25 protein-coding genes are annotated in these 25,516 nt (G+C 39.4%); 4 read left to right on the top strand and 21 right to left on the bottom strand.

What is annotated here, in order from left to right; translation table 11 throughout:
- From pstC to MLE13_RS05320, 6 genes are all read right to left on the bottom strand, one after another.
- Positions 1–927 carry a phosphate ABC transporter permease subunit PstC gene (gene pstC, locus MLE13_RS05345; RefSeq protein ID WP_240748405.1) on the bottom strand — a complete coding sequence of 309 codons (927 nt, stop codon included), beginning with the start codon at positions 925–927 and terminating at the stop codon, positions 1–3.
- A 75-nt stretch (positions 928–1,002) separates the two neighbouring features.
- The gene (locus MLE13_RS05340) at positions 1,003–1,944 is read right to left on the bottom strand and encodes a PstS family phosphate ABC transporter substrate-binding protein (protein WP_240748404.1); all 942 of its coding nucleotides are present in this window, start codon (positions 1,942–1,944) and stop codon (positions 1,003–1,005) included.
- Between the two features lie 164 nt (positions 1,945–2,108).
- The gene (locus MLE13_RS05335) at positions 2,109–4,286 is read right to left on the bottom strand and encodes a penicillin-binding transpeptidase domain-containing protein (RefSeq protein ID WP_240748403.1); all 2,178 of its coding nucleotides are present in this window, start codon (positions 4,284–4,286) and stop codon (positions 2,109–2,111) included.
- Between the two features lie 113 nt (positions 4,287–4,399).
- The gene (gene sodA, locus MLE13_RS05330; protein WP_240748402.1) at positions 4,400–5,008 is read right to left on the bottom strand and encodes a superoxide dismutase; all 609 of its coding nucleotides are present in this window, start codon (positions 5,006–5,008) and stop codon (positions 4,400–4,402) included.
- Between the two features lie 136 nt (positions 5,009–5,144).
- The gene (locus MLE13_RS05325; protein WP_240748401.1) at positions 5,145–5,639 is read right to left on the bottom strand and encodes a DUF456 domain-containing protein; all 495 of its coding nucleotides are present in this window, start codon (positions 5,637–5,639) and stop codon (positions 5,145–5,147) included.
- 222 nt (positions 5,640–5,861) lie between these two features.
- The gene (locus MLE13_RS05320) at positions 5,862–7,493 is read right to left on the bottom strand and encodes a Na/Pi cotransporter family protein (RefSeq protein ID WP_240748400.1); all 1,632 of its coding nucleotides are present in this window, start codon (positions 7,491–7,493) and stop codon (positions 5,862–5,864) included.
- Between the two features lie 162 nt (positions 7,494–7,655).
- Between MLE13_RS05320 and MLE13_RS05315 the strand changes: the two genes are divergently transcribed.
- From MLE13_RS05315 to MLE13_RS05305, 3 genes are all read left to right on the top strand, one after another.
- Positions 7,656–8,177, top strand: coding sequence for a DUF1189 family protein (locus MLE13_RS05315; protein ID WP_240748399.1), 522 nt, complete (start codon positions 7,656–7,658; stop codon positions 8,175–8,177).
- A 182-nt stretch (positions 8,178–8,359) separates the two neighbouring features.
- A complete protein-coding gene (gene ispG / locus MLE13_RS05310) occupies positions 8,360–9,478 on the top strand; it encodes a flavodoxin-dependent (E)-4-hydroxy-3-methylbut-2-enyl-diphosphate synthase (RefSeq protein ID WP_276323839.1) in 1,119 nt (372 codons plus the stop codon).
- Positions 9,479–9,490: 12 nt separating this feature from the next.
- The gene (locus MLE13_RS05305; protein ID WP_240748398.1) at positions 9,491–10,081 is read left to right on the top strand and encodes a hypothetical protein; all 591 of its coding nucleotides are present in this window, start codon (positions 9,491–9,493) and stop codon (positions 10,079–10,081) included.
- Positions 10,082–10,117: 36 nt separating this feature from the next.
- On the opposite strand, the gene MLE13_RS05300 is transcribed toward MLE13_RS05305, so the two are convergent.
- From MLE13_RS05300 to MLE13_RS05280, 5 genes are all read right to left on the bottom strand, one after another.
- Entirely contained in the window at positions 10,118–10,528 is a 411-nt protein-coding gene (locus tag MLE13_RS05300) for a Fur family transcriptional regulator (RefSeq protein WP_240748397.1), read from the bottom strand.
- On the bottom strand, positions 10,525–11,379 hold the full coding sequence (locus MLE13_RS05295) for a metal ABC transporter permease (protein WP_240748396.1): 855 nt from the start codon (positions 11,377–11,379) through the stop codon (positions 10,525–10,527). Before MLE13_RS05295 ends, MLE13_RS05300 begins: the two co-directional genes overlap by 4 nt.
- A complete protein-coding gene (locus tag MLE13_RS05290; RefSeq protein ID WP_240748395.1) occupies positions 11,376–12,143 on the bottom strand; it encodes a metal ABC transporter ATP-binding protein in 768 nt (255 codons plus the stop codon). Before MLE13_RS05290 ends, MLE13_RS05295 begins: the two co-directional genes overlap by 4 nt.
- A gap of 204 nt (positions 12,144–12,347) precedes the next feature.
- Positions 12,348–13,241 carry a deoxyribonuclease IV gene (locus MLE13_RS05285; RefSeq protein WP_240748394.1) on the bottom strand — a complete coding sequence of 298 codons (894 nt, stop codon included), beginning with the start codon at positions 13,239–13,241 and terminating at the stop codon, positions 12,348–12,350.
- Between the two features lie 12 nt (positions 13,242–13,253).
- Positions 13,254–14,549, bottom strand: a complete 1,296-nt coding sequence (locus tag MLE13_RS05280; RefSeq protein WP_240748393.1) for a DEAD/DEAH box helicase — start codon at positions 14,547–14,549, stop codon at positions 13,254–13,256.
- 136 nt (positions 14,550–14,685) lie between these two features.
- Here MLE13_RS05280 and MLE13_RS05275 point away from each other — a divergent pair, with 136 nt between their 5' ends.
- Entirely contained in the window at positions 14,686–15,666 is a 981-nt protein-coding gene (locus MLE13_RS05275) for a 4-hydroxy-3-methylbut-2-enyl diphosphate reductase (RefSeq protein ID WP_240748392.1), read from the top strand.
- A gap of 261 nt (positions 15,667–15,927) precedes the next feature.
- Here MLE13_RS05275 and MLE13_RS05270 read toward each other — a convergent pair whose 3' ends face one another.
- From MLE13_RS05270 to MLE13_RS05225, 10 genes are all read right to left on the bottom strand, one after another.
- Positions 15,928–16,197 (bottom strand): hypothetical protein, encoded by a 270-nt coding sequence (locus MLE13_RS05270; protein WP_240748391.1) that lies wholly within the window; start codon positions 16,195–16,197, stop codon positions 15,928–15,930.
- A 139-nt stretch (positions 16,198–16,336) separates the two neighbouring features.
- Positions 16,337–16,789, bottom strand: a complete 453-nt coding sequence (locus tag MLE13_RS05265) for a hypothetical protein (protein WP_240748390.1) — start codon at positions 16,787–16,789, stop codon at positions 16,337–16,339.
- Positions 16,790–17,012: 223 nt separating this feature from the next.
- A complete protein-coding gene (locus MLE13_RS05260) occupies positions 17,013–18,125 on the bottom strand; it encodes a Nif3-like dinuclear metal center hexameric protein (protein ID WP_240748389.1) in 1,113 nt (370 codons plus the stop codon).
- Positions 18,112–18,825, bottom strand: a complete 714-nt coding sequence (locus tag MLE13_RS05255) for a tRNA (adenine(22)-N(1))-methyltransferase (protein WP_240748388.1) — start codon at positions 18,823–18,825, stop codon at positions 18,112–18,114. Before MLE13_RS05255 ends, MLE13_RS05260 begins: the two co-directional genes overlap by 14 nt.
- 64 nt (positions 18,826–18,889) lie before the next feature.
- A complete protein-coding gene (gene cccA, locus MLE13_RS05250) occupies positions 18,890–19,273 on the bottom strand; it encodes a cytochrome c550 (protein ID WP_240748387.1) in 384 nt (127 codons plus the stop codon).
- 233 nt (positions 19,274–19,506) lie between these two features.
- Entirely contained in the window at positions 19,507–20,649 is a 1,143-nt protein-coding gene (locus tag MLE13_RS05245; RefSeq protein WP_240748386.1) for an acyl-CoA dehydrogenase, read from the bottom strand.
- A gap of 154 nt (positions 20,650–20,803) precedes the next feature.
- Complete coding sequence (gene rpoD / locus MLE13_RS05240) at positions 20,804–21,958, bottom strand: RNA polymerase sigma factor RpoD (RefSeq protein ID WP_038703694.1); 1,155 nt, start codon at positions 21,956–21,958, stop codon at positions 20,804–20,806.
- A gap of 33 nt (positions 21,959–21,991) precedes the next feature.
- Positions 21,992–23,791 carry a DNA primase gene (gene dnaG / locus MLE13_RS05235; RefSeq protein WP_240748385.1) on the bottom strand — a complete coding sequence of 600 codons (1,800 nt, stop codon included), beginning with the start codon at positions 23,789–23,791 and terminating at the stop codon, positions 21,992–21,994.
- Positions 23,792–23,988: 197 nt separating this feature from the next.
- The gene (locus MLE13_RS05230) at positions 23,989–24,795 is read right to left on the bottom strand and encodes a pyruvate, water dikinase regulatory protein (RefSeq protein WP_240748384.1); all 807 of its coding nucleotides are present in this window, start codon (positions 24,793–24,795) and stop codon (positions 23,989–23,991) included.
- Between the two features lie 10 nt (positions 24,796–24,805).
- A complete protein-coding gene (locus tag MLE13_RS05225) occupies positions 24,806–25,444 on the bottom strand; it encodes a CBS domain-containing protein (protein ID WP_240748383.1) in 639 nt (212 codons plus the stop codon).
- Between the last annotated feature and the right edge of the window lie 72 nt (positions 25,445–25,516).

Here is a 25,516-nt window from a genome sequence, read left to right as displayed (position 1 = left end):
TTAATATTCCTCCCTGAAACGTTTTGAGACGTAGCCGGCGAGAATATTCATAACCATCGTAAAGACGAACAGCGTAAATCCGACTGCATAGATGGAATAGTAAATCGTTGTTCCAAATCCAGCATCACCTTTTGATACTTGAACGATATAGGCAGTCATCGTCTGGATTGAACCGGTAAAGTCGCCATCAAATCTTGGTGTAGAGCCAGCTGCAAGCGACACGATCATTGTTTCTCCAATTGCTCTCGATACCGCTAGAACAACCGATGCAATGATTCCTGAAAGCGCGGCTGGCACAGTTATTTTCCAAGCTACCTCAAACTTTGTCGAGCCCATTGCCAATGCGCCTTCTCGTATGCTTTTCGGCACAGAAGACATAGCGTCTTCTGATAAAGAAGCAATCATTGGAATAATCATGATTCCTACAACAATTCCGGGTGAAATCGCATTGAAGATTTTGATTTCTGGAAATACCGATTGAAGAATAGGTGTCACAAAAGTTAGCGCAAAAAATCCGTAAACAATTGTCGGTACGCCTGCCAATACTTCAAGAACTGGCTTCAAAATGCGACGCACATTTTCGCTGGCATACTCACTTAAATAAATTGCGGCTGAAATGCCGATTGGTACCGCGACAATAGTTGCGATTAAAGTAACTTTCAATGTTCCGACGATTAACGGCAAAATGCCAAACTGGGCATCTTTATTTGAAAACGGCAACCAAGTGGTGCCAAAAATAAAATCAAAAAATGGTACACGTGTGAAAAATGTAATAGTTTCCACAATTAATGTCACAACGATTCCAATGGATGTTAAAACCGAAACTGAGGCAATCAAAAACAAAAGAATCGGAATGATTTTCTCAATTGCTTTTTTGTTTTTCTTGCCATTTGAACGTGCGATCATTTCCTGTACAGAAGGTCGCATATAGAATCCCCTTTCAACCGCAAAAGGCGAGCAGTGGCTGCTCACCCTCAGACTAAACTAGACTGGTCCTTGTTATTATTTAAGCGCTTCTAAATCTGCTAAGTCTTTGTCATAATCCTCTTGTGGCAAAGCGACATAGCCAACAGCCTCAGCCATAGCTCCTGCATTTTCAATCGCATACGTCATGAAATCATATGCTGCTTCGTTGTCAGTAAGTGCAGCATTGCTAGCATATGTGAACAATGGACGTGACAGAGGTGAATATTCCCCTGATTCAATCGTTTCATTATTAGGCTCGACACCATCAATCGATACAACTTTTAATGTATCTTGGTTCGCAACGTAATATGCATAGCCGAAAAATCCGATAGCATTTGGATCTGCTTGTATGCCTTGGACTAATGTATTGTCGTCTTCAGATAAAGTTGCTGAGCTAACCAGATCTTCATCTTCAAGAATCACTTCATTAAAGTAATCGAAAGTTCCTGAATCTGTTCCTGGTGCGTAGAAAACCACTTCTTCATCTGGCCATTCCGGATTGATATCTGACCATTTTTTCGTTTTACCATCTTCTACCCATAACTTTTTCAAATCTTCTACTGTTAAATCTTCTACCCAATCGTTTTCTTGACTAACGACAACTGACAATCCATCATAAGCCAATTCGAATTCTGTATATTCAATGCCTGCTTCTTCAAGGCTAGCTGCTTCCTCTTCTTTTATAGGGCGAGAAGCATTGGAAAAATCCGTTTCACCTTGGATGAATTTTTCAAATCCGCCACCAGTACCTGATGTACCGACTGTAACTTGAACACCCGGCTGTGCTCCAGCATATTCTTCAACAATGCCTTCCATAATTGGTGCTACAGTAGAAGATCCATCACCAGATACAGTTCCTTCAACTGCTTCTCCTGCTGTTTCTGAACTCGTTTCTTGTGTATCCGTACTGCCACATGCACCAAGTATTAAAGCCGAACCAAGAATTGTTGACGCCATCGCAAATTTCCAGTTTCTCATTATGTTGTTTCCCCCTATTAATTATGTTTGTTTACATTCTCTACTATATAGAGGGATTGTTGAGGACATATAAAGGCAATGTTAAGAAATTGTAAATGACTTAGTTAACATAAAAAAGCCCTAAGGGAAATTTCTCAAAAAGAGAATTTCCTTAGGGCTTTCGTTTATTCGCCTTCAACTTCAACTGTTTTACTATAAGGTGGTTTTATTAAATTACTTTCTTCTACTACTTCTTTACTTTTTAACTCAAAATACTTATCAGCTGCTGCCCGTGCAATTTCATTGTTCGCTCTCGGAACATTTTCCGGATCCGTCGTAACGTACGGAATGACGACTGCATAAGCAATTTCCGGATTTTCAAAAGGTGCATAGCCGACATGGGCAATATTAATTGCATATTCTCCTGTCAGTTCATGGTCTTTTTCGTAGAAGTACACTTCGGCTGTTCCGGTTTTCCCAGCAGCGGTATAAGGAGCATCGCTAAATTGCGCACGCGCTGAACCTGAACTCCCAATATATACATTGCGCATACCTGTTTGAACTTGCTCAATTTCTTCTTGTGTATTGTTAATGCGATTTAAAATTTTAGGTTCAATAATCGTTTCAATTGGACCGAGCGTGACACCGTCGGTTGAAGCACTACGAATTTCTTTAACTACATGCGGTTCCATCCGGTAACCGTCATTAGCAATTGTTGAAATATACTGTGCTAACTGCATTGGTGTATACGTATCAAACTGACCAATTGCCAAATCGAGTAGTTTTGCCCCCGGGGAAGTTCCACCCATATATCCAGTTCCTTCATTTGGCAAATCAATGCCAGTTTTAACCCCTAAACCAAATTGCGCATATGAATTGCGCATTTCAGCAAAAGTTTCAGGAGCTACATACAATCCGCGATTGTATTGATATTCGACTCCTGCAATTTTCATTGCTATTTTAAACATGTAAACGTTTGAAGATCGTTCGATAGCCATTAAATCTGTCATTGGAATCCGGTTAAACGGCTCTGTGTTAAAAATGGATTTTTTTAACGCGGTTCCGGCAAATTTAAGCGGCTCATCAATTTGAACTTCATTGAGTTCCACTGCGTCTTTAGCATAACCCGTTAATAACGTTGCACCCTTAACAGTTGAACCCATTTCGTGAGCTGCTGTAAATGTCCCAAATGCATAGTCATAAATAACTTGTTTGCCGTCTTTATCTTCGCCAATTCGTTTGCCTACCATTGATAAAACTTCTCCCGTTTGCGGATTCATCATGACTAAGTAAGCGTCTTTAACTAATTCTGAATTTGGACGTTTCTTTAACTCCAATAATTTATCTTCTACAATTTTTTCAAGTTCACTTTGCAATTCGCTATCGATGGATAACACGATGTCTTTTCCAGCTTCCCCTTCATCGACAGGAACTGTTTCAATGACACTTCCCCGGCCATCGGTTACATTTTTAACAACCGATTTTTGACCTTGTAACACTTCTTCGTATTGTTGTTCTAAGAAACTTATGCCAATACGATCGTTACGAGAATAATCTCGAGCTAAGTAGTACTCCAGTTTCGTCGCAGGAATTCCTGTTTCAGGTGTCGTCGTACTCCCTAGAATGGTTAAGTCACTCGATTTGATCCGTTTCCAATCGGTTACGGTATTTATCCCTTTTAAATCGGGGTCTGTCAAGCGCTCCGAAACACGAGCAAACTCTTCATCCGTTACATCTTCGTTTTTAATCATTTGAGGAGTTAATGCATATCCTGAAGTCATCTCACGATAGATCGCCAGCACTTCAAGGTCTTCTCCCGATAAACTTGCTAGTTCTTTCTCTGTGATCTTTTCTCTTACTAACGCATCGAGCTTGCGCTGTTTTTCTGTTTCGGTAATATCTTCAGCAGCAATTGCCGCTCTTTCTTCATCCGTCACTTTTTTTGTGGCGCTTTCTGTATTTAATTGTATATAAAAATCCTGTTTATCCCGGAGCGTCACTTTGTTAAAGTCTTTATCAATCAGCTTTGCTAATTCACGTGCAACTGTCATCATTTCTTCTCTTTTGGTCGTTTGCATCGCTGTGTAAGTAATGGCATTGACCGGTTTATTGCCAACTTGAATCCGTCCTTCGCTATCAAAAATGCGTCCTCTTGGAACACTTGTATTGACTGGGACTTCTTCCGTTCTTGCGATTGCACGTGCATAATCTTCCCCTTTAACAATTTGAAGAAAGCCTAAACGTAAAATCAACAAAGAAAACAATAAGAAAATTGTGAAAAACAGGACATTCATTCGAAAGACTGTATTCGACTGCAATTTCACCCTTGCCAGTGAAATGCGTCTTTTTTGAGGCGGTTTCATGAGCAGTTTGCTCCTTTCGCAAAAAAATATCCAGTTATCAGTATATCATCCCATAAAAAAAACACACACTTTTTCTGACGAAAAAGTGTGTGCAAAGTTTCAATTGTGACGTCTTATTTTGCTGTTTCGTAACGGTTTGAAACTTCTTCCCAGTTTACAACGTTCCAGAATGCATTGATGTAATCTGGACGTTTGTTTTGGTATTTCAAGTAGTAAGCGTGTTCCCATACATCAAGACCAAGTAATGGCGTTTTGCCTTCCATTAATGGAGAGTCTTGGTTAGGTGTTGATACTACTTCAAGTTCGCCGTTAGAAAGAACAAGCCAAGCCCATCCTGATCCAAAGCGAGTTTTTCCAGCAGCAGCGAATTTTTCTTTGAATTCGTCAAAGCTTCCGAACTTGCTATTGATTGCTTCGCCTAATGCGCCTGTCGGGTTACCGCCACCGCTTGGAGACAATAGTTTCCAAAATAATGAGTGGTTCGCATGTCCACCGCCGTTGTTACGGACAGCTGTACGAATCGATTCAGGAACTGCATCTAAATCTGCGATTAATTCTTCTACAGATTTTGAAGCAAGCTCATCGTGGCCTTCTAAAGCCGCATTTACGTTTGTGATGTACGTGTTGTGGTGTTTCGTGTGATGAATGTTCATCGTTTCTTTGTCAATATGCGGTTCAAGTGCGTCATACGCGTAAGGTAATTCTGGTAATTCATAAGCCATAATAAAATTCCTCCTTGAGTCTATTGGTCTACCTTCTTAGCCTATCAAAATTTCTAGACTGTTACAAACAAAATGAACGTCTAATGGCGTTATTCAGTCTTTTGTCCGACTTAGCCCCTGATTTAAAGCTTTTGCTTCACTTGTCGCTGAAATTAACCATGATAAAGAAAAGGACAATCATAACTGTTTGAATAATGCCTTTTGTAAAGACTGATGTAATAAATCCAACAACAGAACCTACACCTGAAAGAAAAGATTTTTTTAACGTGGATTTATTAAAAAGAATTTCTGCAACAATCGCCCCGATAAATGGACCAATTAGTATGCCCACAATTGGAATAATAAAAGGACCTATTATCAAGCCGATTGTACTGCCCCAAAGACCTGCTTTTGACCCACCGAATTTTTTAACCCCGAACGCATTGGCAAGCGCATCTGCTCCAAATAATAAAATAACAAATAAACTTTGAATCGCCCAAAACCACCAAGGCAAATCGCTAAAGCTGAAAAACAAGCCATACATGACAAAGCCTCCGAAAATAAATAAAACAGCAGGGATAATCGGGTATACCAAACCAATAAATCCAATAACAAAAAATAGCAAGATTACAATCCAGCCGATGATTTCCATCTGCACTCCTCCTATAAAAAAACTCTCTTCCATCGTGCTCTACATTTTTCAAAATGTAAAGTTTGATGAAAGAGAGCTTTTTGTTTTTTATACTTTTTCTTGTTTAGACTCTAGCGTCTAGCTCTTCGGGTTATCAGCCAACCCAGCTATGCGACAAAGAACGCCGCACTACTGGTCAGCCTTATACCAAACATAGCTGAACAGGCACTTATGCTTTTCTAGTTACGCTCGGTTCCCTAGAATTGCTTCTGCAATGTTCACTGCATGGTCACCAATTCGCTCTAAGTTACTTACGATGTCGACAAAGACAATTCCTGCTTGTCCAGTACAAACGCCTTCGTTCAAGCGTAAAATGTGTTTTTTGCGGAATTTACGTTCCATTTTGTCGATCAAGTCTTCTTGTTCAGCTACTTCACGAGCCAGTTCATGACTAGTTGTATCCAATGCGTTTAGCGCTTTTTGAACTGTGGCAATCGTCAATGTAAACATTTCTGTTAAATCTTCCATTGCACTTTCCGTGATTTTCACTTTATTGTTTTCTTGATAATCAACTAGCTCAATAATGTTTTCAAAATGGTCACCGATTCGTTCGATGTCACGAACCGTTTCCATCAACATTGTGTGGCGTGTTGAATCAGCTGCTGAAATAGATTCTGCTGAAATTAGTACCAGGTAATCTGTGATTTTGCTATCAAGATTGTTGATGGCATCTTCTAACTGATAACCCATTTCTGCATTTTTCTTGCTCTTTGTCATTAAATACTTATACGTTTCTTCTAATCCTTGCACTGAATATTGACCCATACGTAAAATTTCTTCTTTTGCCTGGCCAAGCGCAATAGAAGGAGATTGTTCGATAAAGTGAATATCCAAATGTTTTGGTTTAAATTCAACCAACACTTCTTCACCTGGAATGACTTTCGTCACTAGGTAAGCCCATGCACCTATTAATGGAAATTGAATAATCGTGTTTACTACATTAAATGAACCGTGGGCAAATGCGATTTGCATTTTCGGTTCTAATGCCAAGACCCCTGAAATCCATTCTACATATGCTGTAAAAGGAATTAATAGGATCAAGAAGATAACCGAACCAACGATATTAAACAGTACATGTACTGCTGCTGCACGGCGTGCTGCAATTGATGTACCAAGTGCTGCAAGTACCGCTGTAATGGTCGTTCCAATATTGTCACCGAATAGAACTGGCAGAGATGCGCCAAGCGTCAGGATGTTTTCAGCATAAAGTCCTTGAAGAATTGCGACAGTACCACTTGAGCTCTGTACAATTAACGTAAAGACAGTTCCGACAAACACTCCTAAAATCGGGAATTCACTCAAATTAACCGTCATATCGATAAAGGCTGGTAATTCGCGTAGCGGCTTCATTCCGCCACTCATTAATTCCATACCGTAGAATAAGCCACCAAAACCAAATATGACTTGTCCAATGTTTTGGATTTTATTTTTCTTAATAAAGAAAATCATAGCCGCTCCGACTGCCATAATTGGCAAAGCGTACTCTCCAACATCTAAACCGATAATGAAGGCTGTTACAGTAGTACCAATATTGGCCCCCATGATAACGCCGATTGCCTGTCTCAATGTCATAAACCCGGCACTAACTAAACCAACTACGATTACAGTTGTACCTGAACTCGATTGAATTAAGATGGTTACGATAATACCAACTAGAACACCCATGAACGGATTCGTCGTAAAACGATCTAAGATGTCTCGCAGTTTATCACCTGCTGCTTTTTGTAAAGCATCACCCATAAACTTAATTGAAAATAGGAAAATCCCTAATCCACCAAAAAAGGAAAAGAAGATTTCTTGCCAGTTCATTTCCACGATACATATTCAACTCCTAAATTTCATATTCACACCTAACCTATTATGCGTAGTTTACTAATAATTTGTAAACACCTTTCTGCAAAATTTACATTCCCGTAACAAAGCGGCGTTTTTTTTTACAATCTACGTGGTACGATTATTGGTATAAATGAGAGGAAGATGATTTTGAACCTATACCAATTATTTAAAGCGAGTTTAATGGAACCTAAAAAACAAGCTGCTGTCCGAATTATGGGCATCGGAAAAATAATGCAGTTTATTTTTTTCTTTATATCCTTGTTAACAGTCGCATCTTTTGTTGAGTGGAGCACCGGGTTAGGTAATGCCTCTAGCAGTATAGATGGACTCATCGAATTTGTCGAAGAAATCGATTGGCTCCTTTACCCGTTTGCTTTTGTTTTCTTATTTGTCTCAACTACAATTTATCATTTTATCAAAATCAGTTTGTTTGCGTTAATCGCTTTATTGATTTTGAATAGCAGAAAACGTCGAGGTGAATACCGCCACTTATGGCGAACTACCGCTCTTAGTGTAACCATTCCAACATTAGTGGCGTTTGTTTTAAGTTTTTTTGACCTCGATTTTAAAGTTTCATTAGCTACAAGTTTATTGACCATCTTCTATATATATATGGCAATCGGCTATTACCCCAAAAAACCACCGTTAAAGAAAGATGCTTAAGCTCGACTTATTGGTAACAGCGGTGTAAATTAGCCGTCTTTCTTGTCATTTAGAGCACGACACTGCTAAAATGGCTATAGGCAATAGAAGAGAGCCTGCATACTTTGGGATAAGCCTTATATGTAGGACAAAGATATGTGAGCCGGTAAAACAGGCCACCACTAAAAAGGAGAGATTTTTTCATGAGCGAAATGACACACCGTTCAAACACACGCCCCGTAAAAGTCGGAGATTTGACGATTGGCGGCAGTAATGAATTATTTATACAAAGTATGGCTACTACTAAAACACACGACGTTGAAGCGACGGTCGCTGAAATTTTGCGCTTAGAAGAAGCGGGATGCCAAATTGTTCGCGTGGCATGTCCTGACGAACGTGCAGCTTATGCAATCGGCGCAATTAAAGCACGCATTAACATTCCTTTAGTAGTAGATATTCATTTTGACTATAAATTAGCTTTAATTGCGATTGAACAAGGCGCTGATAAAATCCGCATCAACCCAGGGAATATTGGACGTCGCGAAAAAGTTGAAGCTGTTGTAAATGCCGCTAAAGCAAAAGGCATTCCAATTCGCATCGGGGTTAACGCAGGATCACTAGAACGTAAAATTCTAGAGAAATACGGCTACCCAACGGCTGAAGGTATGGTCGAAAGTGCGCTTCACCACATTAAAATTTTAGAAGACTTGGATTTCCACGATATTATTGTTTCATTAAAAGCTTCAGATGTAAGCTTAGCGGTTGAAGCATATGAACTAGCTTCAAAAGCTTTTGACTACCCACTTCACTTAGGTATTACTGAATCCGGAACGTTGTTCTCAGGAACAGTGAAAAGTGCAGCTGGGCTTGGCGCTTTGTTCGCAAAAGGAATTGGTAACACACTTCGTGTATCGCTGAGTGCAGACCCAGTTGAAGAAGTAAAAGTAGCGCGTGAAATGCTGAAAATTTTCGGCCTTTCTTCAAACGCAGCAACACTTATTTCATGCCCTACATGCGGACGTATTGAAATTGATTTGATTACAATTGCCAACGAAGTGGAAGAATACATCTCGCACATTAAAGCACCATTAAAAGTAGCTGTTCTAGGCTGTGCAGTTAACGGTCCAGGTGAAGCGCGCGAAGCCGATATCGGTATTGCGGGTGCTCGCGGCGAAGGATTGCTGTTTATGAAAGGCAAAACAGTTCGTAAAGTCCCTGAAGCAACAATGGTCGAAGAATTGAAAGTTGAAATCGACAAGTTAGCTGAAGAATATTTTGCGAAGCAAGCAGCAGAGAAAAAAGAATTAGAACAACAAGTATAAGGTTGTGAATAGATGAAATACCGTTTTGGAATAGATATTGATGGAACAGTGACTTCGCCAACGTCACTGATTCCTCATATAAATGAACAATTTAACAGTCAATTAACTTTGGATGATATTAAAGAATATGATTTGACCGCAGCTTTACCCCATTTGACACAAGGTGAATTTTATTCTTGGTTCCGGGATTCCGAGCCGCGCATTTATGCGGCTTCTCCTGTTTCTGAGCATGCCAAACAAATTTTAAACAACTGGAAAGACCAATACGAACTGTATTATATTTCTGCTCGAGGCGACAATGTTCGTGACATTACGTTGAATTGGTTTGAAGAACATGCCATTGCATATGATCACATTGAATTGATCGGTTCTCATAAAAAAATCGAAACAGCAAAACGTCATAATGTGGATTTGTTTTTCGAAGACAAACACGACAATGCTGTAGAAATAGCTGAAGAGTTGGATATACCCGTCATTCTTTTTGATACACCTTATAACCGCGAGGCTGTTCCATCGAATGTCGTACGCGTTTATGACTGGCTTGAAGCAGAACAATGGGTTAAAAGCGAATTCAGTCTGCAAGAAACGTTAAACCGCAAATAACGAAAAAAGCGAGAGTGGACTTCCCCACTCTCGCTTTTATTTGCATTCGGGACATTTCCCGTATATTTCAAATTTGTGATTGGCAATTTCGTATGCGGGTAAAGCTGTACCTAACATATCCATCGGACAAATCGGAATTTCTTTTATTTTGCCACAATCCATGCAAATAAAATGATGATGGTGATGATCGCTTTCGCATTGCATACGAAAATGACGTTCACCCGATAATTCGGTTTCTTCTAATATGCCGAGCGATACAAATGTTGCTAAGTTCCGATACACTGTGTCGTAGCTCATGCTTGGATAGTCTTTTTGCATAACATCCAACAAATCTCTCGCAGTCAAATAACGTTCATCGTTCGCAAACAGCTCTAAAATTTGATTGCGTTTCGATGTTTCCTTGAAACCTTTGTCTTTTAGAATTTTCCATGCAGTTGTTAAATTCATGCAATCGCTCCTTTTTTACGCGAAACCATTATTTTTTTATACGCAAGGACTAGTAATAATAGGAAAATTGATGTCACAACAATTGTTCCACCCGGAGCCAAGTCTAAGTAAAAAGCAGATACTAATCCGGTAATAACGGAAATTTCACCAAAAGCAATCGATAAGAAAATCGTTTGTTTGAAACTTTTTGTGACACGCATCGCTGTTGCAACCGGAATGGTCATAAGCGATGATACAAGCAATATACCAACAATTCGCATTGATCCTGCAATCACGAGTGCTGTTACGATCATAAACATAAAGTGAATCCATTTAGCTGGCAAGCCAGAAGCTCTTGCATATTCGTCGTCAAATGATAAAACGAATAATTCTTTAAAGAAGATAAACACAAAAACAAGAACGACTATTGCCACACCCATAACAATAAACAAGTCTTCTCTGCTTACTGCTGAAACCGAGCCGAATAAATAACCAAACAAGTCACTAGAAAAGCCTTCAGCTAAAGAAATAAAAATAGCACCAAACCCAATACCTGCAGATAATATAATTGGTATCGCTAATTCTTGATAATGCTTATACAAGCTTCTTAAACGTTCGATTAACATTGAGCCACCTACTGAAGCTGCAATCCCAAGAAACAATGGATTTAAAAGAGCTAAAGAAGCTACACTTTGACTCAAGTACAAACTTCCTGCGATGCCCGCTAACGTAACATGGCTTAACGCATCAGCGATTAATGACAATCTGCGTACAACGATAAACACCCCAAGTAACGGTGCAATAACTCCAATGATTAACCCTGCCGCAAAGGCATTTTGTAAAAATTCATAAGAAAAAATAGCTTCTATCATGTGTGGCTTCCTCCGATATGGTGAATTTTTCGGACAGAATGGCCATACCACGCTTCGCGCTTTTCGTCACTCATCGTGTGAAGCTGTTCTTTATAGCCGTGGAAATGGATTGTTTGATTTAAACACGCAACATGAGTGATTCGATCTGTTACCGTATCCACATCATGTGTAACGAGCACCATTGTAATGTTTTTATCCTGATTTAATCTGGCCAACATGTCATAAAATGCTTGAACATTTTCATGGTCAATTCCAACCGTTGGTTCATCCAGTATTAACACTTTTGGTTTTGCAATCAATGCTCGCGCAATGAAAATACGTTGCTGCTGACCACCAGAAAGTTCACTGATGCTTCTATCAATAAATGCTTCCATACTGACCGCTTCTAATGCTTCAACTACTTGTTCATACGTTTTTTTAGGCATCCGATGAAACAAACCTGTTTTCTTTACTAAGCCTCCTGCAACCACTTCTTTAACAGTCGCCGGAAAGCCTGAGTTAAATGAATTTGATTTTTGAGATACATAACCAATCCATTCACGGTTTTTAAAACTTTTCGAGTCTACTCCAAAAAGTTCTATTTTCCCTTTGCTTGGTTTGATAAGCCCTAACATGATTTTTAATAAAGTTGATTTCCCTGATCCGTTCGGACCTAATATTGCTAAAAAATCGCCTTCTTCCACTTTCATGGAAATATGATCTAACGCTTTGGTTTCTTCATATTCAAAACTGATATCTTGAATGTCGATTAATGGCGCAACCATTGTTTCGCCTCTTTTCTAATTAATAATGATTACGATTTACATTAGAAAAGTATAGTTTAGTTCAGCACTAATGTAAATAGATTTTGCTTGAATCGCTTGTAATCAGTTTTTTCTCAATTCTATTGAAATAAGAGTTTTATAAAAATCAAAAAAGCTGAAGACAGTCCCAATTATGGGACTGTCTTCAGCGATAACTGCTTCTATTTATAAAGAAGATTTTAATTCTTCGATAACTCCCGGTGAAAAGACACCCGCTTTAAACATTTCAATTTCAAATGCATATGGCGGTTTTTTATTTTTAGCATCTGCTCCCACATATGGGGTTTCGAGAATTTTTGGTACATGCATTAAGTCCGGATGATGAACAATGCCGTTTAAGGCATCAAAGCCAATTTCACCAAAGCCAATATTTTCGTGGCGGTCTTTAGCCGCTCCACGAACATTTTTACTGTCATTAATGTGTAGTACTTGAAGACGATCAATCCCAACAATACGGTCAAACTCTTCGAGTACTCCATTAAAATCTTCTTTGATGTTGTAACCCGCATCATGTGTATGACAAGTGTCAAAACATACAGACAAACGTTCATTATGAGTCACACCATTAATAATTGCGGCGATTTCCTCAAAACTACGTCCACATTCTGTACCTTTTCCAGCCATCGTTTCAAGCGCAATATTAACAGGATAATCTTGCGTTAAAACTTCATTTAATCCTTCAATAATCTTAGCTATCCCTGCATCAGCACCGGCTCCTACATGTGCACCCGGATGTAAAACAATTTGTTTTGCACCAAGTGCTGCAGTGCGTTCAATTTCTTTTTGTAGAAATTCAACACCGTGCTGAAAAGTTTCAGGCTTTTGCGTATTTCCTAAGTTGATAATATACGGTGCATGGACCACAATATTTGTTAAATTATTGGCTGCCATATGAGCAAGCCCAGCATCGATATTTAAGTCTTCAATCGGTTTTCGGCGCGTGTTTTGAGGTGCGCCGGTATAGATCATGAAAGTCGACGCTCCGTAAGAAGCGGCTTCTTCGCTTGCTGCAAGCAGCATCTTTTTGCCGCTCATTGATACGTGAGATCCTAATAACATTGACCTATCTCCTTATTTTTTACGATTTTTGCGTCGTTCCATTTTCTTAATTTCGTCCATTTTCCACTTCATCTTCTTCTTGTACATTGGTCTTACTTTTTTCGGTTTGTGAACCATTGTTTTCGCTTTCGCGTCTGCTTCGTTCACTTTTCTTGTACGAGTTGTCCGGCTATGACGCTCTTTCAAGTCGACAAATTCGCCTTTAACAATATCTTTTTGTTGGAAAGGAATGCCCATTTTCTCAATACGGACAATTGCATCTTCTTCTTCTGGTTTGAATAACGTAATCGCTAATCCTTTCATTCCAGCGCGAGCTGTGCGGCCTACACGGTGAATGAAGAATTCCAGGTCTTCAGGTAATTCGTAGTTGATAACATGGCTGATGCCTTGAATATCAATTCCACGAGCTGCAAGATCTGTTGCTACGATGTATTGATATTCCAAGTCACGAATTTGACGCATCATTTTAACGCGTTCACGTGGTGCTAAATCGCCGTGGACACGTCCAACACGAATGCCTTCTTTCGCTAGTTGGTCCGCGACATAATCCGCATTTGTACGCGTGTTAACGAAAATAATGGCTAAATAAGGATTGATCGCTTTCATCACGTCCTGCAAGCGATCCATTTTCTTTTTACTACGAACTGGCACTAAGTAAAAGTCTAAACCATCTGCAGTTGGACGTTTGTCGCCAATTTTCACATGAACTGGTGATTCCATGTATTTTTTCAAGAATGGTTTTAGTTTTTCAGGAATTGTCGCTGAAAAGACATACATTTCTAGATCGTCTTTCATTTTCCCAGCTACTTGGTCAATTTCTTCGATAAAACCAAGATCGAAAGCTAAGTCAGCTTCATCCACTACAAGAATTTTACCTGTGTGAACCAACAATGCGTTTTCTTTCACCAAGTCTCTTAACCGACCAGGAGTTCCGACTACGATATGGGGCTGTGTTTTTAATTTGTTAATCGAACGTTGCTTGTCCGTACCACCGATAAACGATTTTACTTCAATGCCCGATCCAACAACTAGTTTTTGCAACTCATTGAAGATCTGCGTTCCAAGTTCACGTGTCGGTGCTGAAATTACCGCCTGCACTTCCTGTTTGCTGACGTCGATACGTTCTACAATTGGAATAATGAAACTATGCGTTTTTCCAGTCCCTGTGTGGGATTGTCCAATTGCACTTGTGCCTTTCAATATATGGGGCATCATTTCCTTTTGAATCTGTGTCGGTTCCGTAAAACCAAGTTTTTCTACCGCTTCTAATAGAAACGGTTTGAATGGGTATTCGTTAAATTTTGTCATGGGATTAAATTCCCTCCTTACGCTCTAGATATTATAGCATAAAATCACCACTTTACGCGATGCAACTTTTGTAAAGCTGTGCCGTCTCCGTTATAATGAATATATGATTGTGAAATTGAAAGGAGCGCGGTACTTGATGAAAGTTATGAAAATATCGCCAAGAGGATATTGTTACGGAGTGGTCGATGCGATGGTTATCGCCAAAAATGCTGCAATGGACGAAAGTTTACCACGCCCCATTTATATACTAGGAATGATTGTCCATAATAAACACGTAACAGATGCTTTTGAAGAAGACGGTATTATTACATTGGATGGCCCAAACCGTCTTGAAATTTTGGAAAAAGTAGAAAGTGGTACAGTTATCTTTACTGCGCACGGTGTTTCTCCACAAGTTCGCGAGCTAGCGAGACGTAAAGGCTTAGTATCGATTGATGCCACATGTCCTGACGTTACCGTAACTCATGACTTGATCCGCGAGAAAACTGCAGATGGTTACCAAATCGTCTATATCGGAAAAAGTGGGCACCCTGAACCTGAGGGCGCAATTGGTGTCGCACCTGACATGGTTCACTTAGTGGAAAGTGTCGAAGACGTTAACCAATTACAACTTGATTCTGAAAAAATCATTGTGACAAACCAAACAACCATGAGCCAATGGGACGTTGTAGCAATGATGGAGCGCTTAAAAGAAAAATTCCCACACTCTGAAGTTCATAAAGAAATTTGCTTAGCTACGCAAGTGCGTCAAGAAGCGGTCGCACAACAAGCAGGCGACACTGATTTATTGTTAGTTATTGGAGACCCTATGAGCAATAACTCAAACCGTTTGGCACAAGTGTCTCAAGACATCGCCGGAACTCCTGCATATCGTATTTCTGATTTGTCTGAGCTAAAGCTAGAATGGTTAGAAGGCGTTGAAACTGTAGGTATTACAGCAGGTGCATCTACGCCAACACCTATCGTTAAAGAAGTGATGAAATTCTTGGATCTTTACGACCCAGCAGACTCAAGCACTCATCAGTTAACTCGTTCTGTACCACTTAATAAAATTTTACCGAAAATCAAGCATCCGAAACCATCGGATCGCATTGAGCCTTATCCAGTAGGTGAATAATTAAAAGCTGTCGCAAAAGTTAGGTTCTAACTTTTTGCGACAGCTTTTTTTATTCTACAGATTATTTAGTAAGGTGATGACATACTTATGACAAAAAGAAGGCTCGCGATACTAAAGTATAGCAATAGTTTATCTCGTTTAGTCACCTTTTTTTCAATGACTAAATATAAAAGAAACGTTACCCAGATACAGCATAATGCAGCAATAAATATTTCCATTTAGCAGCTCCCTTTATTAGCCTCTTTCTACATGAATTGACTCTCAGTAAAACAAGTAACCAATCGTAAGTAACGATAAGATCAGCATTCCTGATTTTATCCAAATTACCTTGTTACTCATTCCATTCTTTTTTTCTAGATAATAAATGTAATGAACAAGTATTATAAAGCCAATAAAAGTTAAAAAGAAACCTGGTGTATTCACGTTTCCTACGAACAATATATATTCTAGAAGACCAAATGCCAACAAGAATATTCCCACTCCTGCAATCACCATATAAATGTAAGAAGCCCCAGTCTTTTTCTTCTCCATATTCACCCTTCTTTCAAAAGACTAGATAAGTTCATTTCATATACTTATGATATTAGCTACTGCAAATACTATAGGTTTATTGCAGCTACGTATTTAAGTACTATCTGTTGGAAGGACGTACTTTAAAAAAATCACTGTCTTATATTGGATTTTTAGTTTCTAGTACTTCAGCTTTTGAATTACCACAAAATTTAACGCTCGCTAATACGGTGTACCCGAAAACCAATCCGGCCACTGTAGGGACAGTCGTTCCACCAAAAAGAAGTATATTTGGAATAGGTAACCAACCTTCTGCTATAGGTGAAAACGGGATGAATGTCATCAAAACAAGATAAAGCGAAGGCAATCCAATTGCAGCAAATTTGATCCAATCGTAAGTCCAAGATCCCCCATCTGCCTTTTGAAGCATAAGTTTCGGCGTACGAATCAGTAAACCTATCACTACTGGAAATAAAGCAATGTACACTTGAATTGGAAAAAGATTAAATGTCATTTGAGATATCTCAGCTACCTGTGACTGAAGATGCATTCCTAAGTACAAGATTAATCCGATGACTAACGTCCAAATGAAATAATACAAGAATTGTTTCAAAACAAACTCCCCCTTTTGTTTTTATTCAATAAATCCTCTTTCTTCATATACGAAAATGGCTGAGAATCGTTTCATTTATTTGGAAAAAATAATTACGATAAAAAAAAGATTTGCATTCCCCTTTTTATCCAACTTACTATTCGATAAGAACCAAATAAATTTACTAACATCATAATGAGTAAGCCGATTGCCAATAAAAAAGAGAAGAAGCCTTAGCTTCTTCTCACATAAACCGGAAAGGTTCTGTATTCGTTTCGGATGGTAAAAATTCGCATTGCCAAGTTGGTTGCTGTTTAGACATATGTTCCATGACACCCTTGATCATTACTTTTTCAACATGATGACCCGGATCAACAACATTTAATCCAATGTCTTGTGCGTCTTGCGCTACATGGAAATACAAATCACCTGTTACGTATACATCTGCCCCTGAACGTTTTGCTTGTTGAATATATTTATTGCCATCGCCACCGAGAACGGCTACTTTTTTGATCACCGTGTCAGGCGCGCCTACAACGCGAAGAGCAGGAACATCTAATTGTTGTTTTGTCCACTCGGCAAATTCGGCTAACGTCATTGGTGTATTAAGCGTACCTACACGTCCAAGTCCCATTGCGATTTCTTTGTTTTCTAACGTAAAGACATCATAAGCCACTTCTTCATAAGGATGCGCAGAAATCATCGCTTTAATCACACGGTCTTTTTCATTTTTGCGAACGACTACTTCTACTTTCGACTCTGCAGTCACTTCCATTTTACCAGCTTCTCCAATGTAAGGATTAGCTCCGTTTGTCGGACGGAAACGACCTGTACCAGACAACGTATAGCTGCAAGACTCATATTCCCCAATTGCCCCAGCTCCAGCTTTTGCTAATGCTTCGCGAACTGCTTCTTCATGAGTTTCTGGAACAAACACTGCAATTTTCACTAATTCGGCTTCATAAGTTGGAACTAATACTTTGGTGTTTTGCAAGCCAAGTGCTGCGGCCAATAAATCATTAACTCCTCCTACTGCAACATCTAAGTTTGTGTGAGCTGCATAAACTGCGATATCTGATTTAATGAGTTTTTCCATTAAGCGACCTTGCGGAAAATCCGTCTGTAAGTTTTTCAAAGGACGAAAAATGGGTGGGTGATGAGCAATTATTAACCCTGCACCTTTCGCAATTGCTTCGTCAACAACTTCTTCATTGACATCCAAGGTTACTAAAACACGTTCGATTTTTTTGTTTAATGTTCCTACGTGCAAGCCGATTGGATCGCCTTCCATGGCTAAATATTTTGGTGACCATTTTTCGAATTCCTCAATGATCTGATGTCCATTAGGAATTTTCACGTTGCAACACCTCTTCTACTAATTGTATTTTTTTAACGAGTTCTTGTTTTTTTGCAACAATTTCGATGGTTTGTGCAGTCGCTTCCATTGATGCCACAATATTTTTCCATTGTGCGCTTTCACGCATCCATTTTTCTTGGAAAATAGCTGTTTTATGTTTCAGTAACTCTGGCCCCATTAATAATTGTTGAGCAGACCACGAAACAGGAGACTGCGCTTTTTCAAGCACTACTATTTCATAAATTTTTTCGTTTTCTTTCAAAATTTCTTCTTCTACTATATCCCAGTCATTTGAAACGGCCCAGTCACGAATTGCTTTGGCGTGAACATTTGGCTGCAAGATCAATCTTTCTACGCCCGCTAATTTTTCACTACCATGTTTTAATATTGAGCATATTAAAGGACCGCCCATACCTGCAATTGTAACAGCTGTAATGCCGTCTTCAGGTGAGATTGCATCGAATCCACTGGCTAATCGGACCTCAATTTTTTCCGTCAGCTGTTCTTGCTGAACTTGTTTTTGTGCCGATTCAAATGGGCCTTTTACGACTTCTCCGGCAATGGCTTTTTCAACTACGCCGTTTAGTACCAAATAACATGGCAAATAAGCATGATCACTGCCGATGTCCGCTACGACTGCACCTTTTGGTACATGTTGGGCAACTCTTGTTAGCCGATGTGATAATTGTTGAGCATTCATTCGGATCCTCCTAATTTAACAGAAAAACCCTTAGTTCAAGAAGAACTAAGGGTATTTTTAGATACTATTCGAGTGATAAAACCCACTCAGCCATTGCCGCTGCGTTTGCTTCATCAACAAGTCCGCCTGGCATGCCGCCTTTACCGTTAACCACGATATCTTCGATGTCTTCTTGTGGAAGTTCTGTAGCTACTAATGAAGGACCTACTCCGCCTTCATAGCTTGAACCGTGACAAGAAATACAGTTTGCTTGAGCAGTTGCTTCTGGATCGAAATCTCCTGAAGCTTCGCCTTCGCCTTCTGCAGCTTCTCCGCCACCTTCTTCTTCTGTTGCATGCTCTTCAGCGATTTCAGCTTCGTTACTAACTCCTTGTACTGATAAGAAGAAAATTAACCCAATACCGAACGCCATGATTAAGATATAAGGTACAATTGCATTTTTTTGCATCCGTTACCCCTCCCTCTACTAAGTTCTGCTTGATGATATTATTCGTATCATTCATTATTGTACTGTATTATCATTAAAACGAAAAGTCCTAACAGATAACTTTTCCTTCTTTGTGACAAAAACAGTAATTTAATTTCATTTGATACGATTTTAATTCGTTTTCGTTTGTTTTATTATCGACATATCATTTTTAAACAACGTAAGCCCTGCGATTTGCAGGGCTTACGTTGTTTTTAATAGCAGCCGATTTGGCGCGCGATAACCATGCGTTGAATTTCAGATGTACCTTCACCGATTTCCAGTAATTTCGCATCACGCATATATCGTTCAACTTCGTATTCTTTCATGTAACCATAGCCACCATGAATTTGAATCGCTTCATTGGCTACTTCCATCGAAATTTCAGAAGCATATAACTTCGCCATTGAAGCTTCTTTTGTAAACGGTCGGCCTTGATCTTTTAACCAAGCTGCTTTGTATACCATATTACGAGCCAACTCTATTTTCATGGCCATATCGGCAAGCTTAAATTGCGTTACTTGGAACTCAGATAAAGTTTTGCCAAATTGTTTACGTTCTTTAGAGTAAGCAAGGGCTTTATTAAACGCTCCTTGTGCAATCCCTACAGCCATCGCAGCAATACCAATACGACCGCCATCTAATGTTACTAAAAATTGCTTAAAGCCATCTCCACGCTTGCCTAACAAGTTCTCTTTCGGGACACGGACGTTTTCTAACACTAACTCTGTTGTGTTGGAAGAATGCAACCCCATTTTTTCATAATTATCAATGATGGTGAAGCCTTCTGCATCGGTCGGTACAATAATCGCACTTATTTCTTTTTTGCCATCTTCCATCCCAGTAATTGCTGTAATGGCTAAATGCTTCGCATGACTAGCATTTGTAATATATACTTTCGAACCGTTGATCACCCAATTGTCACCATCTTCGATTGCACGAGTTTCTGTACCTCCTGCGTCGGATCCTGCATTTGGTTCTGTTAAACCAAAAGCGCCAAATGATTCGCCTGTACAAATTGGTGTTAAGTATTTTTCTTTTTGTTCTTCTGTTCCAAATAAGTTTAGCGGTGCTCCGCCAAGTGAAATATGCGCAGAATAAGTAATTCCTGTAGAAGCACAAACGCGGCTCAATTCTTCTGTCACAATAGCAAAACTAGTTGTATCCGCTCCCGATCCACCGTATTTTTCATCAAACGGCAAACCCATCATCCCCATGTCAGATAGCTGTTTGAAAATTTCTATTGGAAATGCTTTTGAACGGTCACGATCGATGGCACCAGGTGCCACCACCTTATCAGAAAATTCTTTGATGGTTTTTTTGATCATTTGTTGTTCTTGTGTCAAATCAAAATTCATTTGTTTTACATCCCCTTTGTCATGAATACGCTTACAACATTCATTATATAGGGAAAATTAAGACGAATTCAAGCTTTAACTCGAATTCCTTTTGATCATTCCATAAAAAAGAGCCGCATCTGTGTAAAACCAGATGCGGCTTTTGCATGTTTTATTATTCAAGAAAATCTTTTAAGCGCTTGCTGCGAGATGGATGACGCAGTTTACGTAATGCTTTCGCTTCGATTTGACGAATACGTTCACGTGTTACGCCAAACACTTTGCCTACTTCTTCTAATGTCCGTGTACGACCATCATCTAACCCAAAACGTAAACGCAATACGTTTTCTTCACGGTCAGTTAATGTATCTAACACATCTTCTAATTGTTCTTTCAATAATTCATAAGCAGCGTGATCAGAAGGCGATTGCGCATCTGAATCTTCGATAAAGTCACCTAAGTGCGAATCATCTTCTTCACCGATTGGCGTTTCAAGTGATACAGGCTCTTGAGCAATTTTCAAGATTTCACGAACTTTTTCTGGAAGTAAATCCATTTCTTCACCAATTTCTTCCGGAGAAGGATCACGGCCAAGATCTTGTAAAAGTTGACGCTGTACGCGGATCAGTTTGTTGATCGTTTCGACCATATGAACTGGAATACGGATAGTACGTGCTTGGTCAGCGATGGCACGAGTGATTGCTTGACGAATCCACCAAGTTGCATACGTACTAAATTTAAATCCTTTAGAGTAGTCAAATTTCTCAACAGCTTTGATCAAGCCCATGTTTCCTTCTTGGATTAGATCCAAGAACAACATACCACGACCAACATAACGTTTTGCAATACTTACTACTAAACGCAAATTGGCTTCAGCAAGGCGTTTTTTCGCTTCTTCATCGCCTTGTTCGATCAATTTTGCCAAACGCACTTCTTCTTCTGCTTTTAATAAATCCACGCGTCCAATTTCTTTCAAGTACATACGGACAGGATCATTAATTTTAACGCCTGGTGGAACACTTAAATCATTTAAATCAAATTTATCTTCGGTCGGTTTCATGAGACGGTCTAAATGCTCTTCATCGTCGGATTTACGTTCCAATTCGATGCCGTGCCCTTCTAATTGATCGATAAACTCTTCAACTGCATCGGATTCCATTTCGAAAACCGCTAATTTGTCAGCAATTTGTTCGTAGTTGAGTTCTCCGGTTTTTTTACCTGCTTCAATTAGCTGTTTTTTCGCTTCTTCTACAGTTGCTTCCGGACCTTCAGTAGTCAATGGAACATTGCTTGCTTCAACTTCAGTTTGGCGTTCAGATTTCTCGGCCATGTGACTTCCTCCTTTAAAAAAACCGGAATTAACTTACAATGATTTTCGTAAAGCAATCACTTCTTGTGCAAGAAGTAAAGCGCGCTTTAAGTCATGCTGTTTTTCCGCTTCTTTTGATTGCTGGATTTTTAAATTGATTTGCTGCTCGACCCGATGTTTTTGCAAATGCTTTAAACAATCGGCAATTTCTTCATCCGCATGTTCCGGATCGCGTTCGGATAATGCGGTTTCCATAACTAGTTTGCGGAGTTCTGCATCTTGCAAAGTCTCCAAAAATTTATGAAAATCTGCTTTATCCCATTCCTCATAGAAACCGAGCAATTGAACGTACAGCGCCTGGAATTCTTCACTGACAAATGGAATCCCATTGTCTTCGACCACTAATTTATTCATAACCGACGGATCTGCCAGTGCATGAGATAAGAGCATTCGCTCCGCTCTATGCAATGAAGTAATCCGTTTCGGTTCTTTTTTAGGTGTCTTTATAATCGATGGTTCAGGACGGTTCCGTTCGATTGTCTTGTTTTCTAGTTTCCTATAATGCTGCAGGATAGCTTCTTGAGACAATCCAGTTTCCACTGATAATTGCTTTATATATAAATCTCGCTCTAAAGGCGAGGATCTACCAGCTAAAAGTTGCAACACTTCCTGTATGTATTGCAACAGGTCGTTTTCATACTGAAAGTTCTTATGTCTTCGGGCGTGCATCATTGCAAATGCAATAAATGCATGTGGTTTACCGATAATTTGATCTTTAAAAGCCTCAGCGCCGTTATCACGAACATAATCATCAGGATCCATTTTCCCTGGTAACACTGCCACTTCCACTTTAAAATTTTCTTCGTTTAAAGAAATCGCGGCTCTTTTCGCAGCTTCCCAGCCTGCATCATCTCCATCAAAACAAATGACGACTTCTTGGGCAAAACGCTTCAATTGTCTAATATGCTGAGCAGTGAGTGATGTACCCATAGTTGCTAAAGCATTATCAACACCTGCTTTACCCGCTGCAATGACATCCATAAACCCTTCAAACAAAATGATTTTTCTGTTTTTGCGTATAGCGCTTCTGGCATGATGCACATTATAAAGCACTTGGCTTTTTTGGAAAATCGGAGATTCAGGGCTGTTCATATATTTGGCTTCTTGTTTTGTATGCTCAAGAACTCTTCCAGAAAATGCGATTACTTTGCCTGTTTCATTCATAATCGGAAACATGATTCTACCACGAAATCGGTCAAAATAGCCGCTTGATTGCTCACGTGCGATCGCTAAACCGCTCGTTTCTAACTCTTCTTCAGAAAAACCTTTCCGTTTTAGTGAAGAAGCCATGTAATTCCACTCTGGAAGCGACCAACCGATTCTGTTTTTCTCGATGATTTCTCGAGTAAAGCCCCTATTTTCCAAATAGTCCAATGCCACTTGGCCTTCTTCCGTATTCAATAAAATATGGTGGTACATGTCCGCAGCAAACTCGTGCATCAAAATCAATTGTTGATTTTCTTTTGATTGCACCGGACCGGAATCGGCAGGGGCTTGTATATCGACATCTATGCCAGCGCGACTCCCTAATCTTGACAAGGCGTCTTGGAAAGTTAAGTTCTCAATATCCATCAGAAAAGTGATGACATTGCCACCAGCTCCACAACCAAAGCAATGAAAAATCTGCTTATCGGCCGTAACTGAAAAAGATGGTGTGCTTTCTCCATGAAAAGGACAAAGGCCGAACCAATTGCGACCTCTTTTTGTTAACTGGACATATTCTCCAACAACATCGACTATGTCTGTGCTGGACCGAATCTTTTCAATCACTTCTTCAGGAACTCTATTGGACATTATTTTCACCATCTTTGTTTGCTTAACTTAAGTAATTCGTGATACAAAGACAAAATCCTTCATTTTTCGACAAAAAGATAAAGCAAACTATTTATCCATTAGTAAGCTTTAGCCACAATTCTTCATTATAAAACTTCTTAGTGAAAAAATCCACCAAAAAGAAAGAAAAACCGCCTTTGAAGGTGGTTTTCCCAAAATTATTTTTGGAGTTTGCCGAGTATCAAATTCGCCGTTTCTTCTACAGCCCGATTTGTCACATCAACGATTTCGCAGCCGATGCGATCGACTACTTTGTGAAAATGTTTGATTTCCTCATGGATACGATCGATCTTTGCGTAATTTGCATCGTCGTTCAACCCTAGAGCAATCAGTCTTTCTTTCCGGATAAAATTGAGTTTATCTGGTGAAATAACTAAACCAAAACATTTTTTTGGATCTACAAGATACAGTTCTTCTGGTGGATCTACTTCTGGCACGAGTGGTACATTTGCCACTTTCAATCGTTTATGCGCTAAATATTGAGATAGTGGTGTTTTAGATGTTCGAGAAATCCCGACCAAAACGATGTCGGCCATCAAAATGCCACGTGGGTCGCGCCCATCATCGTATTTAACCGCAAACTCAATGGCTTCTACTTTTTTAAAATAATCATCATCTAATTTACGGACTAACCCAGCTTCTTGCAATGGTGATGCATTCAGTTCATTTTCGAGGGCATCTAATAAGGGGCCCATTAAATCCACTGCGGTTACATGAAATTTAGCAGTTTCAGACTGCATATAATCACGTAATTCTTGAGAAACTAAAGTATAGACGATAAATGCTTTTTGGGCGACAGCCAATTTGACGATTTCTTGTAGATGATCAATTGAATCGATATAAGGAAATCGTTTTAAAACTGCATTTTGATCTGCACTCAAATATTGGCTAATTGCTGCTTTTGCGACCAGTTCTCCTGTTTCACCAACTGAATCGGATACAATAAACAATCGCAGTGACTTCATAATTGACACCTCACAAATCGTGGTTTTCAGATAACGATAAAAACGCACGAGTAATATTCGTTTTAGTTAACCTACCGACAACTTTAAAGCCGTCTGGTTGTTCTTCTACTACCGGTAGCGCATCGATTTGTTGATTGATCAAACGATGTGCTGCTTGGATAAGCGATTCGTTTCTAACGCAATATGTGATGTTCGGCATGCGCGTCATAATAATATGTACGGGAATACTCGATAAGTTTTGGCTGCCCAAACTTGCTCGCAGTAAATCTTTTCTCGATAACACTCCTGCTAAATGCGAGTTTTTATCCACGACAAAAAGTGTTCCAACATCATCTAAAAACATTTGGCTGATGGCATCGTATACACTTACATCTTCTCGGACAACAACCGGAATCGACTGAAAATCCTTTACTTTCATATTGTTCATCGTATCAGTAACATCTTGCCCTGGTTTTTTACCAGAATAAAAATAACCAACGCGGGGACGGGCATCTAAAAAACCTGCCATCGTTAAAATGGCTAAGTCCGGTCTAAGCGTTGATCTTGTTAAGTTTAAGCGATCCGCAATCTGTTCGCCAGTAATTGGACCATTGCCTTTAACTATTTGCAATATTTCTTCCTGTCGTTTATTGAGTTCGATTGGACTCACCGCCTCAAAAATAGATATATGTTATACTCAATATCAATTATTATATACTAATGCACGTAATATTGCGAAGAA

It is taken from the genome of Planococcus halocryophilus (genome assembly GCF_022489025.1).
GTDB classification, from domain to species: Bacteria; Bacillota; Bacilli; order Bacillales_A; family Planococcaceae; genus Planococcus; species Planococcus halocryophilus_A.
This window is presented reverse-complemented; position numbering and strand designations above follow the sequence as displayed.

Excerpts from the sequence above, each read along its gene's own strand:
- pstC (WP_240748405.1), bottom strand. The coding sequence starts at position 927 with ATGCGACCTTCTGTACAGGAAATGATCGCACGTTCAAATGGCAAGAAA.
- MLE13_RS05340 (WP_240748404.1), bottom strand. The coding sequence starts at position 1,944 with ATGAGAAACTGGAAATTTGCGATGGCGTCAACAATTCTTGGTTCGGCT.
- MLE13_RS05335 (WP_240748403.1), bottom strand. The coding sequence starts at position 4,286 with ATGAAACCGCCTCAAAAAAGACGCATTTCACTGGCAAGGGTGAAATTG.
- sodA (WP_240748402.1), bottom strand. The coding sequence starts at position 5,008 with ATGGCTTATGAATTACCAGAATTACCTTACGCGTATGACGCACTTGAA.
- MLE13_RS05325 (WP_240748401.1), bottom strand. The coding sequence starts at position 5,639 with ATGGAAATCATCGGCTGGATTGTAATCTTGCTATTTTTTGTTATTGGA.
- MLE13_RS05315 (WP_240748399.1), top strand. The coding sequence starts at position 7,656 with ATGATTTTGAACCTATACCAATTATTTAAAGCGAGTTTAATGGAACCT.
- ispG (WP_276323839.1), top strand. The coding sequence starts at position 8,360 with ATGAGCGAAATGACACACCGTTCAAACACACGCCCCGTAAAAGTCGGA.
- MLE13_RS05305 (WP_240748398.1), top strand. The coding sequence starts at position 9,491 with ATGAAATACCGTTTTGGAATAGATATTGATGGAACAGTGACTTCGCCA.
- MLE13_RS05300 (WP_240748397.1), bottom strand. The coding sequence starts at position 10,528 with ATGAATTTAACAACTGCATGGAAAATTCTAAAAGACAAAGGTTTCAAG.
- MLE13_RS05295 (WP_240748396.1), bottom strand. The coding sequence starts at position 11,379 with ATGATAGAAGCTATTTTTTCTTATGAATTTTTACAAAATGCCTTTGCG.
- MLE13_RS05290 (WP_240748395.1), bottom strand. The coding sequence starts at position 12,143 with ATGGTTGCGCCATTAATCGACATTCAAGATATCAGTTTTGAATATGAA.
- MLE13_RS05285 (WP_240748394.1), bottom strand. The coding sequence starts at position 13,241 with ATGTTATTAGGATCTCACGTATCAATGAGCGGCAAAAAGATGCTGCTT.
- MLE13_RS05280 (WP_240748393.1), bottom strand. The coding sequence starts at position 14,549 with ATGACAAAATTTAACGAATACCCATTCAAACCGTTTCTATTAGAAGCG.
- MLE13_RS05275 (WP_240748392.1), top strand. The coding sequence starts at position 14,686 with ATGAAAGTTATGAAAATATCGCCAAGAGGATATTGTTACGGAGTGGTC.
- MLE13_RS05270 (WP_240748391.1), bottom strand. The coding sequence starts at position 16,197 with ATGGAGAAGAAAAAGACTGGGGCTTCTTACATTTATATGGTGATTGCA.
- MLE13_RS05255 (WP_240748388.1), bottom strand. The coding sequence starts at position 18,825 with ATGAATGCTCAACAATTATCACATCGGCTAACAAGAGTTGCCCAACAT.
- cccA (WP_240748387.1), bottom strand. The coding sequence starts at position 19,273 with ATGCAAAAAAATGCAATTGTACCTTATATCTTAATCATGGCGTTCGGT.
- MLE13_RS05245 (WP_240748386.1), bottom strand. The coding sequence starts at position 20,649 with ATGAATTTTGATTTGACACAAGAACAACAAATGATCAAAAAAACCATC.
- rpoD (WP_038703694.1), bottom strand. The coding sequence starts at position 21,958 with ATGGCCGAGAAATCTGAACGCCAAACTGAAGTTGAAGCAAGCAATGTT.
- dnaG (WP_240748385.1), bottom strand. The coding sequence starts at position 23,791 with ATGTCCAATAGAGTTCCTGAAGAAGTGATTGAAAAGATTCGGTCCAGC.
- MLE13_RS05230 (WP_240748384.1), bottom strand. The coding sequence starts at position 24,795 with ATGAAGTCACTGCGATTGTTTATTGTATCCGATTCAGTTGGTGAAACA.